The sequence below is a fragment of the Micromonospora sp. RL09-050-HVF-A genome, from assembly GCF_019374995.1.
GTDB lineage: Bacteria > Actinomycetota > Actinomycetes > Mycobacteriales > Micromonosporaceae > Micromonospora > Micromonospora antibiotica.
This window is the reverse complement of sequence record NZ_JAGKQP010000002.1, coordinates 2,616,510-2,632,249: the sequence shown is the minus strand read 5'-3', so window position 1 is coordinate 2,632,249 and position 15,740 is coordinate 2,616,510. Positions and strand designations below refer to the sequence as shown.

At 73.7% G+C, this 15,740-nt stretch carries 13 protein-coding genes and 1 pseudogene; 8 read left to right on the top strand and 6 right to left on the bottom strand.

The window, feature by feature from the left end:
• Nucleotides 1–51: 51 nt before the first annotated feature.
• From J7462_RS11225 to J7462_RS11210, 4 genes are all read left to right on the top strand, one after another.
• The gene (locus J7462_RS11225; protein ID WP_219464010.1) at nt 52–999 is read left to right on the top strand and encodes an ROK family glucokinase; all 948 of its coding nucleotides are present in this window, start codon (nt 52–54) and stop codon (nt 997–999) included.
• Nucleotides 1,000–1,127: 128 nt separating this feature from the next.
• Nucleotides 1,128–1,814 carry an endonuclease/exonuclease/phosphatase family protein gene (locus tag J7462_RS11220; protein WP_208568809.1) on the top strand — a complete coding sequence of 229 codons (687 nt, stop codon included), beginning with the start codon at nt 1,128–1,130 and terminating at the stop codon, nt 1,812–1,814.
• A 156-nt stretch (nt 1,815–1,970) separates the two neighbouring features.
• Nucleotides 1,971–3,377 (top strand): NAD(P)/FAD-dependent oxidoreductase, encoded by a 1,407-nt coding sequence (locus tag J7462_RS11215; RefSeq protein ID WP_219464008.1) that lies wholly within the window; start codon nt 1,971–1,973, stop codon nt 3,375–3,377.
• Nucleotides 3,374–4,201 (top strand): alpha/beta hydrolase, encoded by an 828-nt coding sequence (locus tag J7462_RS11210; RefSeq protein ID WP_219464006.1) that lies wholly within the window; start codon nt 3,374–3,376, stop codon nt 4,199–4,201. Before J7462_RS11215 ends, J7462_RS11210 begins: the two co-directional genes overlap by 4 nt.
• A 70-nt stretch (nt 4,202–4,271) precedes the next feature.
• Here J7462_RS11210 and J7462_RS11205 read toward each other — a convergent pair whose 3' ends face one another.
• The 6 genes and pseudogenes from J7462_RS11205 to J7462_RS11185 form a co-directional block, all read right to left on the bottom strand.
• Nucleotides 4,272–5,690: a trehalose-6-phosphate synthase gene (locus J7462_RS11205; protein ID WP_219464005.1), complete on the bottom strand. Its 1,419-nt coding sequence runs from the start codon at nt 5,688–5,690 to the stop codon at nt 4,272–4,274.
• Between the two features lie 195 nt (nt 5,691–5,885).
• Nucleotides 5,886–6,728, bottom strand: coding sequence for a DUF308 domain-containing protein (locus J7462_RS11200; protein ID WP_219464004.1), 843 nt, complete (start codon nt 6,726–6,728; stop codon nt 5,886–5,888).
• Nucleotides 6,729–7,270: 542 nt separating this feature from the next.
• Nucleotides 7,271–7,555, bottom strand: a complete 285-nt coding sequence (locus J7462_RS11195) for a hypothetical protein (RefSeq protein WP_219464003.1) — start codon at nt 7,553–7,555, stop codon at nt 7,271–7,273.
• Nucleotides 7,552–10,764: an adenylate/guanylate cyclase domain-containing protein gene (locus J7462_RS32950; RefSeq protein WP_374197516.1), complete on the bottom strand. Its 3,213-nt coding sequence runs from the start codon at nt 10,762–10,764 to the stop codon at nt 7,552–7,554. Before J7462_RS32950 ends, J7462_RS11195 begins: the two co-directional genes overlap by 4 nt.
• A gap of 87 nt (nt 10,765–10,851) precedes the next feature.
• A pseudogene (locus J7462_RS33600) lies at nt 10,852–10,935 on the bottom strand (hypothetical protein); the annotation flags it as partial.
• Nucleotides 10,936–11,468: 533 nt separating this feature from the next.
• Nucleotides 11,469–12,161, bottom strand: coding sequence for a Crp/Fnr family transcriptional regulator (locus J7462_RS11185; RefSeq protein ID WP_208568691.1), 693 nt, complete (start codon nt 12,159–12,161; stop codon nt 11,469–11,471).
• Nucleotides 12,162–12,480: 319 nt separating this feature from the next.
• Here J7462_RS11185 and J7462_RS11180 point away from each other — a divergent pair, with 319 nt between their 5' ends.
• The 4 genes from J7462_RS11180 to proC all read left to right on the top strand — a co-directional run bounded on the left by J7462_RS11180 (nt 12,481) and on the right by proC (nt 15,739).
• Nucleotides 12,481–12,984 carry a polyadenylate-specific 3'-exoribonuclease AS gene (locus J7462_RS11180; RefSeq protein ID WP_208568690.1) on the top strand — a complete coding sequence of 168 codons (504 nt, stop codon included), beginning with the start codon at nt 12,481–12,483 and terminating at the stop codon, nt 12,982–12,984.
• Nucleotides 12,985–13,131: 147 nt separating this feature from the next.
• Nucleotides 13,132–13,635 (top strand): pyridoxamine 5'-phosphate oxidase family protein, encoded by a 504-nt coding sequence (locus J7462_RS11175; RefSeq protein ID WP_219464002.1) that lies wholly within the window; start codon nt 13,132–13,134, stop codon nt 13,633–13,635.
• Between the two features lie 178 nt (nt 13,636–13,813).
• The gene (locus J7462_RS11170) at nt 13,814–14,842 is read left to right on the top strand and encodes a 6-phosphofructokinase (RefSeq protein WP_219464001.1); all 1,029 of its coding nucleotides are present in this window, start codon (nt 13,814–13,816) and stop codon (nt 14,840–14,842) included.
• Nucleotides 14,843–14,920: 78 nt separating this feature from the next.
• Entirely contained in the window at nt 14,921–15,739 is an 819-nt protein-coding gene (gene proC / locus J7462_RS11165; protein WP_219464000.1) for a pyrroline-5-carboxylate reductase, read from the top strand.
• The last annotated feature ends 1 nt before the right edge of the window (nt 15,740 follow it).

The window sequence follows — 15,740 nt, the reverse complement described above, 5'->3', positions numbered from 1 at the left end:
ACGGCCTGTTTCGGTCGATGCCGGGCAGCACAGCAGAGGGGAGTGGCCGCGGTGACGCTGACCATCGGAGTCGACGTCGGTGGCACGAAGGTGGCCGGCGGTGTCGTGGACGACACCGGCCGGGTTCTCGTGCAGGCCCGGCGGGACACCCCCGCGGACGACGTCGGCAAGACCCGCGACGTCATCATCGAGCTGGTCACCGAGCTGTCCACCGGCCACCAGGTGGACGCGGTGGGGATCGGCGCGGCCGGCTGGATCGACGCCTCCCGCTCCACCGTCCTCTTCGCCCCCAACCTGGCCTGGCGCGACGAACCGCTGCGCGACTACGTCAGCACCGCCACCGGGCTGCCGGTGATCGTCGAGAACGACGGCAACGTGGCGGCCTGGGCCGAGTTCCGGCACGGCGCGGCCCGCGACGCCGACGACTCCATGGTCATGTTCACCATCGGCACCGGTGTCGGCGGCGGCATCGTGCTCGGCGGTGAGCTGGTCCGTGGCGCCAACGGCATCGCCGCCGAGCTGGGCCACATGCTCACCGTCCCCGACGGCCACCAGTGCGGCTGCGGCCGGCTCGGCTGCATCGAGCAGTACGCCAGCGGCAGCGCCCTGGTCCGGTTCGCCCGGGCCGGCGCCCGACAGGAGCCGCAGCGGGCCACCGCCCTGCTGGAGCTGGCCGGTGGCGAGGCCGAGGCGATCACCGGGCCGATGGTCACCGCCGCCGCGCAGGCCGGCGACCCGATCTCGGCCGAGGCGTTCGCCCAGATCGGCCGCTGGCTCGGCACCAGCCTCGCCGACATGGCCCAGATCCTCGACCCGCAGGTGCTGGTGGTCGGCGGCGGCGTGGTGGACGCCGGTGACCTGCTGCTCGGCCCGACCCGGCGGTCCTTCGCCGACGCGCTGGCCCAGCGCAGCCGACTCCCGGTGGCGCAGGTGCGCCCCGCCGAGCTGGGCAACACCGCCGGCGTCATCGGCGCCGCCGACCTGGCCCGCCGCCGGTGACCGCCGCACCGCAGGACCCGGCCGCCACCGGCCCCACCGCCGCCAGCCCCACCGCCGACAGGCTCGCCGCCGCCGGGGCCTCCGGGTCGGGTGCCCCCGCCGGGGCCGCCCCGACCGGTGCCGGGCAGGTGCCGCTGCGGGTGGTGTCGTACAACATCCACAGCCAGCGCGACGACACCGCGGCGCTGGCCAGCGTGGTCCGCGAGGCCGCCCCGGACGTGGTGATCGTGCAGGAGGCACCGCGCCGGTTCCGGTGGCGGCAGAAGTCCGCCACCCTCGCCGACTCGTTCGGCCTGGTGGTGGCCGCCGGTGGCCTGCCCTCGCTGGGCAACCTGCTGCTGACCAGCCTGCGGGTCCGGGTGACCGGGACGCACTGCCAACGGTTCCCGCTCACCCCCGGCCGGCACCTGCGCGGCGCGGCGTACGCCCGCTGCCAGGTCGGCGGGGCCCGGTTCCTGCTGGCCGGCTCGCACCTGGCCACCGACCCGGCCGAACGCCCCGGCCAGGCCGCGCTGCTCAAGCGGGAACTGGCCGCGAGCGACCTGCCGGTGGTCTTCGGGGCCGACCTCAACGAGGGCCCGGACGGCCCGGCCTGGGGCACCGTCGCGAGCGGACTCGTCGACGCCGCGGTCGCCGCCGACGCGGCCGACCGGCACACCTACTCGTGCACCAACCCGCGCCGGCGCATCGACGCCCTCTTCGTCGACCCACGCGTCGAGGTCGTCGGCTACGACGTGGTGGACACCCCGACGACCCGCCGGGCCAGCGACCACTTCCCGGTCCTGGTCGACCTGCTGCTGCCCGCCGCCGGCTGACCGGCCGGCAGGCGTCCCCGGCGGGCCGACACCGCCGACCGGGGAGCAGCCGTCGCCGGGTCCGGGCCCCCGCGAGCCGGGCTGGACAACGGGATGCGGGTACGGGGAGGATGCCCGTCGAACCGGCGTACCTGGCCGCATCAAAGGAGATTTCCGGTGCCCTCCTCCACCGAGCACGGCCGGCCCGATCCGGAGACCACGACGCCCGCCCCGAGCCGGGACGGCCGGCCGGTCTCCGACCGGGGCGACACGGTCTGCGTGATCGGGGCCGGGGCCAGCGGCCTCACCGCCGTCAAGAACCTCACCGAACACGGCTTCGGTGTCGACTGCTACGAACGGGAAACCGGCGTCGGCGGTGCCTGGAACTGGCGGCACGACCGCAGCCCGGTGTACGCCAGCACCCACCTCATCTCGTCGCGGCCGTTCACCCAGTTCCCCGACTTCCCCATGCCGGACTCCTGGCCGGACTACCCGCACCACGGTCAGGTGCTGTCCTACTTCGAGCGGTACGCCGACCACTTCGACCTGCGCCGGCACATCTGGTTCGGCACCGAGGTGGTCCGGGTGGAGCCGGTCGACGGTGACCGGTGGGACGTCACCACCCGCAGCACCGGCGGGTACGGCCCCGAGCGCACCTCCCGGTACGCCGCCGTGCTGGTCGCCAACGGGCACAACTGGTCACCGAAGCTGCCCCGCTACGAGGGGCTGGAGGAGTTCCGGGGCGAGGTCATGCACGCCTCGTCCTACAAGGACCCCGCCCAGCTGCGCGGCAAGCGGGTGCTGGTGGTCGGGGCCGGAAACACCGGCTGTGACCTGGCCGTCGAGGCCGCCCAGCAGGCGTCCCGCTGCTGGCACTCCACCCGCCGCGGCTACTGGTACGCCCCCAAGTACGTCCTCGGCCGCCCCGCCGACCAGGTCAACGACGCGCTGCTGTCGTGGCGGGTGCCGCTGCGGCTGCGGCAGTGGCTCTACCACCGGACCCTGCGGCTGACCGTCGGCGACCTGACCCGGTTCGGGCTGCCGAAGCCCGACCACCGGGTCTACGAGACGCACCCGATCGCCAACAGCCAACTGGTCTACTACGTCGGCCACGGCGAGATCACCCCGGTCCCGGAGGTGGCCCGGTTCCATCCCGGCGGGGTGAGCCTCACCGACGGCCGGGAGATCGACCCCGAGATGGTCGTCTTCGCCACCGGTTACCTGCCCCGCTTCGAGTTCCTCGACCCGCAGATCCTCGGCGACGCCGACGGCTCCGGCCGGCCCCGGCTCTGGCTGCACGCCTTCCCGCCGGGCCACCCGACCCTGGCGGTGGCCGGGCTGTTGCAGCCCGACTCGGGCCTGTTCACCCTGGCGCACTGGCAGACGGTGCTCTTCGCCCGGTCGCTGCGGTTGCGTCGGGACCGGCCGCAGCGGGCCGCCGCGTTCGCGTCCCGGGTGGCGGCCGGCGCGGGGGAGCGGTACGCCGGGAGGGTCAAGGACAGCAGCCGGCACTGGTTCGAGGTGGGCCACGTCGACTACCTGCGCGCGGTGCAGCGCGCCCTCGACGACTTGGAGGGCAAGTGAGCGGGACGACCGAGGAGCGGGTACGGATCCTGCGGAGCCGGGAGTGGGCGCACCCGGTCCGTCCGGCCCGCCGGGAGGTGCTCAGCGCCGTGCCCGAGCTGGACGAGGGACGCCCGCCGCTGCTGTTCGTCCCGGGGTTCGGGCACGGGGCCTGGGCGTTCGCCGAGCACTGGCTGGAGCACGCCGCGTCGCGCGGTTTTCCCGCGTACGCGGTGAGCCTGCGCGGGCACGGCGGCAGCGAACCTGCGCCGGGGGCGACGCTGCGGGCGTACACCCATGATGTGGTCCAGGCGGCGGCGGAGCTGCCACGGCAGGCGGTGCTGGTGGGGCACGGCGCCGGGGCGTTGGTGGTGTCGCACGCGTTGGCGCGGTATCCGGCCCGGGCCGCAGTGCTGGTCGCGCCGGTGCTCGGTGGCCCGGCCACGGCCCTCGCGGCGCTGCGGGCCAACCCGGTCGGCACGCTGCCCGCCCTGTTCGGCGGGGCGCTGCGGCTGCACCGCCGGCAGCTGTTCGGCCGGGAACTGCCCGACGCGGACGCCCGGCGGCACCTGGCCCGGCTGGGGCGGGCCGACCGGCGGGCCCAGTGGCAGCTGCTCGCCGGCCGACCGGCCGAGCCGGCGGTGGGCCACCCACCCGTGCTGGTGCTGGGCAGCCCGGACGACCGGGTCGTCCCGCCGGCCGCCCTGACCCGGGCGGCCGGCAGGTACGGCGCGGCCCCGCTGCTCTTCCCCGGCATGGGCCACGACCTGATGCTGGACACCCGGTGGCAGGAGCCGCTGGACGCCCTCCTGGACTGGCTGGTCAAGGAGCCGGGCCGCCGCTGACCGTCGCCCCGTCGCCGGCTCGGCGGACACCGGCCACCCCGCCGGGCGGGGTAGCCGGGCCGGCGGCGGGTCAGCCGGTGCTGCTGAGCCGGGTGAGCAGGGAGCCGGTGTCGTCCAGGGCGCTGAGGTAGGAGCGGGCCCAGGCCCGGATGTCGTGCCGGTGCAGGTGGTCGCGCATCGCCCGCATCCGGTCGCCGACGTCGTCCGGCCCGGCCCGCAACGCCGACAACAGCCCCTGCTTGAGCCCCTCCAGGTCGTGCGGATTGACCAGGTACGCCTGGTCCAGCTCGGCTGCCGCTCCGGCGAACTCGCTGAGCAGCAACGCACCCGTGTCGTCGACCCGGGCGGCCACGTACTCCTTGGCGACGAGGTTCATCCCGTCGCGCAGCGGAGTGACCGCCATGACGTCGGCGACCCGGTAGAGCGCCGCCAGCTCGGCCCGGTCGAAGGGCTGGGTGAGGTAGTGGATGGCCGGCTCGCCGACCCGGCCGAACTCGCCGTTGATCCGGCCGACCTCGCGTTCGATCCGTTCGCGCAGGATCTGGTACTGGCCGACACGTTCCCGGCTCGGCATGGCGACCTGCACCAGCACCGTGTCGCGGACCTTGACGTCACCGCTGGCGAGCAGCTCGCTGTAGGCCTTCAGCCGCTGCTCGATGCCCTTGGTGTAGTCCATCCGGTCGAGGCTGAGGATGACCCGCTCCGGGTCGCCCAGGTCGTGCCGCAGGCGGCGGGCCCGCGCGGTGACGTCCGGTCGGCCGGCCAGCGCCGCCATCTCGGCGGTGTCGATCGAGACCGGGTACGCCCCGATCCGCACCACCCGGTCCTGCACGCCGATCCGCCGGTCGGTGGCGGGCAGCCCGAGGACCTTGCTGGCCAGCTGGGCGAAGTTGTGTGCCGCCTGGGCCCGCTGGAAACCGATCAGGTCGGCACCGAGCATCCCACGTAGCAGCTCCGCCCGGCGGGGCAGCTGCATGAACAGCTCCGGCGGTGGGAACGGCACGTGCAGGAAGAAGCCGATCCGCAGGTCGGGCCGTAGCTCGCGGAGCAGGCCGGGGACCAGTTGCAGGTGGTAGTCCTGCACCCAGACCACCGCGCCCGGGTCGGCCACCTCGGCGGTCGCCTCGGCGAACCGCTGGTTGACCCGCTGGTACGCCTCCCACCAGCGGCGGTGGTATTCGGGTTGCTCGACGGCGTCGTGGTAGAGCGGCCAGAGGGTCGCGTTGGCGAAGCCCTCGTAGTGGTCGCGCAGGTCGTCGGCGCTGAGCGGGACGGTCTGCATGTGCACGCCGTCCACGTCGGGCAGCACGGGCGCCGGCCCGGTGCCGCCGGCCCAGCCCACCCAGGTGGCCGGGGTCTGTCGGAGCAGTGGGTGCAGCGCGCTGACCAGCCCGCCGGGGCTGCGGCGCCACTCGCAGGCGCCGTCGGGCGCCACGCTGTCGTCGATGGGGAGCCGGTTGGCGACCACCACCAGGGAACTCTGTCGCATCTCGGGCATTCCGATCGGCAGGGGACCGACCACGCGAGCAAGGAACAACCGGGCAGTCGGTGGGCGAAGTGACCTACAGCGGTATTCCTACTGACCGTAAGTTACACCACTGTTACGCCCGGCGTGGGGGCGACGGTGTCCCGGGATGCGGGCGAAGGTCGACGGCGGGGGCGGTGATGTGCAGGGGGTGGGGACTCAGACGACCGCGCCGTCGTCGGGGTCGTGGTCGTCCTCGTCACCGGGGCGCAGTCGCCAGATCAACGTGACGAACCCGGCGAGGATGCCGGTGAAACCGAGCAGGGTCACCACCGAGGCGTCCACCGGCAGCAACGACGGATTGAGGAACAGGACGAAACCGAGCACGATCCCCAGCACGCCGACCACCGCGTACTTCGAGATCCGGGGCAGCGGCGGGGGTGGCGGCGGGGTGTACCCCTCCTCCGGATCGTCCGGCAGGTCCGCCCCGAAGGTGTCCAGGCCGTCCAGCAGCGACGGCTCGTCCTGGCGGCCCCGGGGGGTCACCGAGATGCCGGAGATGTCAGCCGCGTACGGCAGCCGCCGCACGTCGGTGGCGGTCGGGCCGGTCGGCTCGTCGGCCCGGGTCGTCGATCCACCGGCCCGGGTGGTCGGGTCGGTCGGCTCGTCGTCGACGTCCTCGGCGGCCGGCCAGGGATGACTGCCGGCGGCCGGGGCGGTGTGGAAGGCGGCGACCAGGCGTTCCCACTCGGCGTCGACGTCCGGCTCGGCCCGGGCCGGCTCCGGCGTCGCCTCGTCGGCGAGCTGGGTGAGGTAGTCCCGGGCGGTGGTCAGGTGCGAGCGGTCCACGTAGAGCCGGTCGACCGGCCGGGACGGCACGGTGGTGGTCCGGGTGATCGGGTTCAGGTCGGCGGAGGGCTGGAGGTAGGCGGCGATCCCGCCCGCGGCGAGCACGTCGAGCAGGTGCTCGCCGACGCGCGGATCGACGTCGCCCGCGACGGCGTACTCGCTCGCGTCGAGCCCGTTGTCCCGCCGTCCCCGGCGGGCACCACCCGCTGACACCGGACATCCTCCTCCGCGCACCTCCCGGTGCGGTCGTGTCGGCGCCCCGTACGCCGTGCTCTGAATCGTGACACGTCGGCACCCCGTTCCGGGAGTGCGTTGTGGCGTGCCGCTCGTGGTTCGTCGGCTCCGGGCCGGCCGCCTCCCCGTCGGTCACCGTCGTGGACGATCGTCCGGCCGCCCTGGCCGAGCTGCCCGGACTCTCTGGACCCGGAGTCCGGGCCCGGGTGGAGGCCGCGAACCGTGGCCGTACCGGCTGGTAGTGCAACTGGGCGCCGTTGCGCCGCGCGGGGCGGGACCATCCGCTGCCGGGGGAGGCGCCGTCGACCTGCCCGTCGGCGGTCCGGTGCCCCGCGTCGGCGGCGGATCCGACCACTCTCCACCGGCCCGTTCCGGGGCAGTGTCTGCAAGAACTCACATCCGGCGCGAAACGGAATACTTCACCGGGTATCCCCGTACCGCGAGCGGTCCGAGCAAGTTGATCAAGGTGCCTGGCCCGTCCTGGCCCGGGTCGGCCTGGCCCGGGCGGGTGGTGGGCGGGGTCAGGTCGCGGGGGCCGCAGTGGCGAGCCGGAGCAGACCGGGCACGTCGTTGCGATCGGCGAAGTCGCGTACCCGGTCGATGGTGGCCGCCGCCTGGGCGGGGTCGGCGACGGCCAGCGCCCGCACCGACAGCGCGGTGGTCAGCACGTGGTCCGTGGCGTCGGTCATCCGGGCGTAGCTCTGCGCCGCCGTGCGGAACAGCCGGGCGGACCGCTCGGCGTCCCCGTCGGCCAGCGCCAGGGTGGCGTCGGCGACCTGCCCGGCGGCCTCCGCCCAGGGGGTCATCCGGGGGACCGGTCGAGCATGTCGTGCACCAGCCGGGCGGCCTGCGGGCCGAGCACCGCGGCGACGTGACCGACCGCCGGCACCCACTCGGCGAACGGGATCATCCGGGTCCGGCCCCAGTCCTCGTCCAACTCCACCAGCAGCCGCATCGCCTCGTCCCGGCGGCCCCGGACCGCCCGGCAGAGCGCGGCGTGCGCCAGCGTCGACTGCAACACCCGGTGGAAACCGCTGCGCCGCGCCGCGACCAGGGCCCGGGACACCAGATCGTGATCGTCCGCCCCGGCGTCGCCCGACCCCGGGCCGGCCGCCTCGGCGTCGGGTGCCTCCGGGTCGGGCGTCCCGGGACCGCTCGGCGTGTGGCGGGTCGGGGCCGACGCCCGGGGCCCCTCGTCGGCCGGGCCGGGCTGGATCGGCACCAGCGGATGAGCCGGCTGGCCGGCCGGCGGACGAGCCGGTGGTTGGGTCGTCGGGTGGGCGGGTGGGTCGTCGGCGCGCAGGGCGCGCATCCACCCCGAGATCGCGACGATGTGCAGGTCCCACTCGGCGGTCGGCAGCCGGGTCGACTCGGTGCCCAGCTCCAGCGCCGCCACCCAGTCGCCGGCGTAGTACGCCCGGGCCCACTTGTCGGCGAAACTGGTCGCGAGGCTGTGCCCGCCACCCGGGTCCAGCGTGCGCTGCTCGTCGACCAGTTCGGCCGACCGGGCCAGGTCACCCTCCTCCTGCGCCGCCCAGGCCAGGTTGTGCACCGCCCGGCGTCGGCTGGCCAACCGGTCCACCCGGCACTGCTCGGCGACCTCGGCCAGCTCCGCGTACGCCTGCTGCTCGCCGGCCATGTACCGGGCCACCGCCAGGGTGATCCGCGCGTTGGCGCGTACCTCGGGCAGCAGCAGCCGCTCGGCCAGCTCGACCGCCGCGCGGGCCGCCACGCAGGCCTGATCGGTCTCGGCGTTGAGCATCCGGACCCGGGCCAGCTCCAGCAGGGCCTCCGCCTTCTCCTCGGACTCCGGCAACTCCGCGTAGATCGCGTTGGCCCGGTCCAGGCAACGCAGCGTCTCGGACCGGTCGGCCCGGCTCCAGGCGGCGGTGGCGAGCCGGGTCCAGGCGCGGGCCGCGCCGGCACGGTCCCCGACGGCGGCCAACCGCTCGGTGAGCCCGGCCAGCACCTCGGTCCCCCCGTCGACGAGGAAGGCGTCCCCGTCCCGGAAGAAGGCCAGCTCGGCGGCGAACAGCTCCAGCCCCGGGTCGGGGTCCCCGCCGACGGCCAGGGCCCGCCCGACCAACGTCGCGGCGTTCTCCAACGCGTGCAGCTCGTACGCCCGGCGGGCGGCCTGGTGCAGCGCCGTCCGGGCCGCCACCGCGTACGGGGTCGGGTCCAGTCCGACCGTCCGGGCGATCTCGTGGGCGGTCCAGCGGTGGTTGGCCAGCACCTCGGCCAGGTCCTGCTGCCCGGCGTCGGTGAGCTGGGCGAGCCAGTCGGCGGTGCGCTGGTGGCGCAGCACCCGTTCCGCCCGGGGCAGCCGCTGGTAGCACACGTCGCGGACCAGGATGTGCCGGAACCGGTACTCCGGCTGACCGGCCATGGTGGAGGCGGGCAGTTCGAAGACCATGTCCCGGCGCTGCAACCGGTCCAGCGCCCGCTCCACCCACTCCACCGTCCGCCCCAGCGCGGTCGCCACCGGCACCGGCCAGAACTGCACCCCCACCACGGCGGCGGCCTGGAGCACCGCCCGGTCCGCCGGGTCGAGCAGGTCGAGCCGGTTGGCGATGACGGCCTGGACGGTGCGTGGCATGTCGCTGGTGCCGGCCGGGGCGAACCGGGCGGCCGGCTCCAGCAGCCCGCCGTCCATCAGCATCCGGGCGTACTCCTGGGCGTAGAGCGGATTGCCGTCGGCGAACTCGATCAGCGGCTCACGGGCCGCCGCCGGCAGCGCGGCCTGCCCGAGCAGCAGCGAGTAGAGGGTGTCGATGTCCGCGTCGTGCATGGGCGGCACCGAGATCGACATCGCCCCGCTGATCGTGCCCGTCCAGGCCGGCTGCCGCTCCCGCAGCTCCGGCCGCGCGGTCGCCACCACCAGCAGCGGTACGCCCCGGGCCGCCGCGCCGAGCTGCTCGACGAAGGTGAGCATCGCCTGGTCGGCCCAGTGCATGTCCTCGAACACCAGCACCGTCGGCCCCTGCCCGGCCAGGGTGAGCAGGAACCGCCGCCAGGCCGCCTCGGTCTCCCCCGAGTTGAGCCGGGTGCCGGCGGCGACCCCGAGCAGCGGCCCCAGGGCGTTGGCCAACCGGGTGGCGTGCGGATCGCCGAGCTGGCCCAGCCGTTGGCGCAGCCGGTCGCGCAGCGGCTCCGGGTCGTCGCCCTCCGGCACCCCCAGCCACCCCTTGACGATGTCCGCCAGGGCAGCGTAGGTGACGTTCTCGCCGAACGGCGGGCACTGCCCGACCAGCCAGGTGACCCGGTGGCCGGGCAGGTTGGCGGCGTGCCGGGACAACTCGCGCAGCAACCGGCTCTTGCCCACCCCGGCCGGCCCGAAGACGGTCACCAGTTGGGAGGTGCGCTCGTTGACGGTGCGGTGCAGGGCACTGACCAGCAGCCCGCGCTCGTGCTCCCGGTCGACCATCGGGGTCAGCTCGGCGGCCTGCGGCCCGCTGCGCGGCCGGGCCCGTACGGCGAGCCAGATCCGGCTCACCGCCGAGCGCCCCCGCAGGGTGACGGCCGGCCGGTCGACGTACTCCAACTCGTGTCGGGTCGCCGCCCAGGTGCTCTCGTCGACGACCACCCCGCCGGTGGGCGCCAGCGCCTGCAACCGGGAGGCGGTGTTCACCACGTCGCCGGTGACGAACGCCTGGCCGCCGTCACGGGTGGCGGACAGGTCCACCAGCGCCTCACCGGTGGCGACACCCACCCGGAAACCCAGCGGCGGGTGCGGGCCGGCGGCCTGCCGGGCCAGGTTGCGTTGCAGCTCCAGACCGGCCCGTACGCAGCGCAGCGCGTCGTTGTCCGTGGCGACGGGGGCACCGAACAGCGCCATCACCGCGTCGCCGATGTACTTCTCGACCACCCCGCCGTACTGGTGGACCAGCTTGCGGACGGTGGCGAAGTACGCCTGCTGGAGGCTGCGCGCCTGCTCCGGGTCGGCCCGCTCGGCGTACGTGGTGAAGTCGACGATGTCGATGAAGAGCACGCTGACCTGGCGGCGGTCCTCCTGCACGGTGACCCCGTGGTCACGCAGCGGCTGCCCGCAGTTGGTGCAGAAGTTGGCCTCGGGGTTGTTGCCGTGCCCGCAGGAGGCACAGCCGAGCGACAGCGCCTGTCCGCAGCCGCCGCAGAAGCGGTCGTCCGGTCCCGCCGCCCGGGAGCAGTGTCCACACTTGAGGTCGATGACGAACTCCGTACGTGAGGAGGTCCCATTATCCCGCTGCGGCGGGCCAGTCGGGTACCCGACGTGCGGGCGGACCCTGCCGCTGGTCGGCCGCCACTAGTGTTCCTCACGAGGAAAACTCACTGTCAGGAGAGTGCCGTGCAGGTGCGATTGTCCGGCTACTGGACCGACCCGAACGGTACCGTCCGGTCTCCCGGGGAGACGGTCGACGTCGACGCGGTCACTCTCGCCAGAATGGAGGAACAGGGCATGGTGGAGAATCCCGACAGCAAGGCGTCCTCGGACACTGGCACGACCACGACCTCGCCGTCAAAGCCGCAGAAGATCGGGCCCGGACCAGGCACACCGCCGGACGAGATCGGACCCGGACCGGGTGCCCCGCCCGCGGACGACAGCGGCAAGTGAGTGACCGGCGTGGCCGGCGGACCAGGTCCACCGGCCACGCCGCTGTCGGTGCCACCGTCACGTACCCCGGCCCCGCCAGGAAACCCGCCGCCGTCGCCTGGATGCGGGCGTCCGCCGGGGATCGTCGGTCAGCGGTCGTTCATGCCGGCGCGTCGGCGCAGCGCCGCCACGTCGGTGACCACGATCCGGCGCCCCTCGGTACGCAGCCAGCCCCGGTTGGCGAAGGAGCCGATCGCCTGGTTGACGCTCTGTCGGGAACCACCGGCCATCTCGGCCAGCTGGCTCTGGTTCAGCTCGATGGTGATCATCGGGGCCTGGCTCTCGCCGGCCAGCCGGACCAGCGTCTTGGCCACCCGACCGGGCAGGTCGAGGAAGACATGGTCGGCGTTCTGCTCGGTGAGCCGCCGGATCAGCGCGCCCAGCGACCGCATCACCGCGTCCAGGATGCGCGGGTTGGAGTGCACCAGTTCCATGAAGGCCGGACGGGACAGGGCGAGCGCCGCACAGTCCTCGATCGCCTCGGCCGAGGCGGACCGGGTGGAGGCGTCCAGCAGGGAGACCTCACCCAGCACGTCCGGTGGTCGGATGACCGACAACACGGCACGCTCTCCGGTCGGCGCGGTGCGGAACACCGCCACCGCCCCCCGACGCAGGACGATCAGCGACTCACCGGGATCGTTCTCGACGAAGAGCAGCTGACCCTTACGGTAGGTGCGCGGCACGGCTGCGGCGATCACCCGCTGGCGCACCTCGGGCTCCAACCCGGCGAACATCTCCACCCCCGTGAGGGCGTCACCCGGCTCCGGTAGGCGCATCTCCACCGCCCCACCCCTCCCCGGTCAAGGACCACAAATTTCGCTCACCGGGTGAACCCTGACGGCCCCTGCAGAGGTGAACTGACACCGGTTCGGCGTCCGGTAGCGGTACACATCAGATCATGACGGCCCAGTCGCTTGCTGTACACCCCTGTAAACCTTTCCGTGACACTCCGGAGCTGCGGCGGACGGCGAGGGTACGGCCCTGGAGCCCCACCCGGCCGCTCCGGCACCGTCCACCCGCGGCTCCGGCACCGCCCACCCGGCCGCTCCGGTGCCGCCCCGCCCGTCGGCGGTCACCGGCGGTGGGCGAGGATGGACGGCGATGGTCTACCGCTATTTCTACGACTGCGAATTCATCGAGGACGGCCGCAGCGTCGACCTCGTGTCGATCGGTGTCGTCGACGAGTACGGCCGCGAGTTCTACGCGGTCTCCACCGAGTTCGACGACTCCCGCGCCGTGCCCTGGGTCCGCCGTAACGTGCTGGACAAGCTCCCGTCGCCGGCCGACCGGGCCTGGCGCTCCCGGGCCCGCATCCGCGACGACCTGCACGAGTTCCTGCTGGAGCCGGTCCGCGACCGGCCGAACGAGCAGCTGGAGCTGTGGGCCTGGTACGCCGCGTACGACCATGTGGTGCTGGCCCAGCTCTGGGGGGCGATGCCGGCGCTGCCCCGGGAGATCCCCCGGTTCACCAAGGAGCTGCGGCAGCTCTGGGACGACGTCGGTCGTCCCCGGTTGCCGGACGCGGCGGCCGACCGGCACGACGCGCTGGTCGACGCCCGGCACAACCTGGCCCGCTGGCGGGCGATGACGGCCCGTCCGGTCTGAGCCCCGGCCCGGCCCGCCGGGTCCGGCCGGCGGCCCGGCCGCTCCCTGGCTGGCCGGGTGGCTGATGACAGCCCGTGACGATCAGCAGGTTTGGCTGGTCCCGTCGGGGGCACCGGGTCCGGGCGAGCCGATCCGAGGGAGTGCGCCATGGCCGACGACGCGACCACCATCACCGACGCCCGGCGGCGGGTGACCGAGCTGATCCGGGACGCCCGGATCTGCATGTTGACCACGATCGGCGTGGACGGTCGGATGCTCAGCCGGCCGATGGCGCTCCAGGCGGCCGAGTTCGACGGCGACCTGTGGTTCTTCGCCTACGCCGACTCCGCCAAGGTGCGTCAGATCCGGGTCAACCCGGAGGTCAACGTCGCCTTCTCCGACCAGCGCCACCACGCCTGGGTGTCGATCGCCGGCACCGCCCAGGAGGCGTACGACCGGGCGCGGGCCGAGCAGCTGTGGAACCCGCTGTTCAAGGCCTGGTTCCCCGACGGGCTGGACACCCCCGGGCTGACCCTGCTCAAGGTGCACGCCAGCTCGGCCGAGTACTGGGACTCCCCGGGTGGCACGGTGGTCAACCTGCTCGGGTTCGCCAGGGCGGCGGTCACCGGGAGGCCGCCGGAGGCGGGGGAGAACCACGAGGTCAGCTACTGACCGGTAGCCGCCGGGGTGGGCGGGACCGGCCGGGGCGCGGTGTCGGCGTGCAGCTGAGCCGACTACAGTGCGCACTGACGGCCCGCCCCGGGCCGGCAACGACGCCGATGGTCTGAGCGGACACATATCCTGGGGCTTATCCGGGCTTCACCTGACGTTCCAGGAGGATGAGCAGATCATGCGTATCGGCGTGCTCACCGGCGGCGGCGACTGCCCAGGTCTCAACGCGGTCATTCGAGCGGTGGTCCGTAAGGGCGTCGCTACTTACGGTCACGAGTTCGTGGGTTTCCGGGACGGGTGGAAGGGTCCGCTGGAGGGCCTGTCCAAGCCGCTCGGCATTCCTGAGGTGCGGGGCATCCTCCCGCGCGGCGGCACCATCCTCGGTTCGTCCCGCACCAACCCGTTCAAGATCGAGAACGGCGTGGAGCGGATCAAGGAGAACCTCGCCGGGCAGGGCGTGGACGCGCTGATCGCGATCGGCGGCGAGGACACCCTGGGCGTCGCCACCAAGCTGCACGAGCTGGGCGTCAACGTGGTCGGCGTACCGAAGACGATCGACAACGACCTGGGCGCCACCGACTACACCTTCGGCTTCGACACCGCCGTCAACATCGCCATGGAGGCGATCGACCGGCTGCACACCACCGCGGAGAGCCACCACCGCACCCTCGTCGTCGAGGTGATGGGCCGGCACGCCGGCTGGATCGCCCTGCACGCCGGCCTCGCCGGCGGCGCCAACGTGATCCTGCTGCCGGAGCGCAAGTTCGACGTCGACCAGGTCGCCGGCTACGTCGAGAAGCGCTTCCAGCACCAGTACGCCCCGATCGTCGTGGTCGCCGAGGGCGCCCAGCCGCTGGACGGCCAGATGGTCCTGCACAACCAGGAGCTGGACGCCTTCGGGCACGTCCGGCTGGGTGGCATCGGCCAGTGGCTGGCCGAGCAGCTGGAGGCCAAGACCGGCAAGGAGGCCCGCACCGTCGTGCTCGGGCACATCCAGCGCGGCGGCACCCCGACCGCGTTCGACCGGGTGCTCGCCACCCGGCTCGGCCTCCAGGCCATCGACGCCGCGCACGAGGGTGACTGGGGCAAGATGGTCGCGATGCAGAGCACGGACATCGTCCGGGTGCCGCTGGCCGAGGCCACCCGCGAGCTGAAGACCGTCCCGGTCGAGCGCTACGACGAGGCCGAGGTCTTCTTCGGCAGCTGATCGCAGCCCATCCCCTTCCCCTCCGCAGCGCCGGAGGGGAAGGGGCACGGGACCGGACGAGCGGGACGGAAGGGTGACATGGGGTCGGCGAGACACACCGTCGCGGTGATCGGGGCGGGAAAGATCGGCGAGCTGGTGCTCTCCGGGCTGTTGCGGTCCGGCTGGCCGGCGCAGCGCCTGCTGGCGACCGCCCGCCGACCCGTCCGGGCCGAGGAACTGGCCACCCGGTACGGCGTACGGGTGGTCGACAACCTGACCGCCGTGACCGAGGCGGCGGTGCTGGCGATCGCGGTGAAACCCCAGGACGCAGGGGTCCTGCTGGACGAGATCGGCCCCAAGGTGCCGGCCGACAAGCTGGTCGTCTCGCTCTGCGCCGGGCTGCCCACCAGCTTCTTCAGCCGCCGGCTGCCCGAGGGCACCCCGGTGGTCCGGGTGATGACCAACACCCCGGCCCTGGTCGACCAGGCGATGAGCGCCATCTCGGCCGGCGCCCACGCCACCGGCGAACACCTGGCCCTGGCCGAGGAGATGTTCGCCCCGCTCGGGGCGACCCTGCGGGTGCCCGAGTCGCAGCAGGACGCGGTCACCGCCCTCTCCGGCTCCGGCCCGGCCTACTTCTACCTGCTGGTCGAAGCCATGATCGACGCCGGCATCCTGCTCGGCCTGCCCCGGCAGGTGGCGCACGAGCTGATCGTGCAGACCGCGATCGGTTCGGCTGTGATGCTGCGCGACTCCGGCGAACACCCGGTCAAGCTCCGCGAGGCGGTCACCTCGCCGGCCGGCACCACCATCTCCGCCGTCCGCGAGCTGGAGAAACACGGGGTACGCGCGGCGCTGCTGGCGGCGCTGGAAGCCGCCCGCGACCGCGCCCGCGAACTCGCCGCCCAGGCCGACTGAC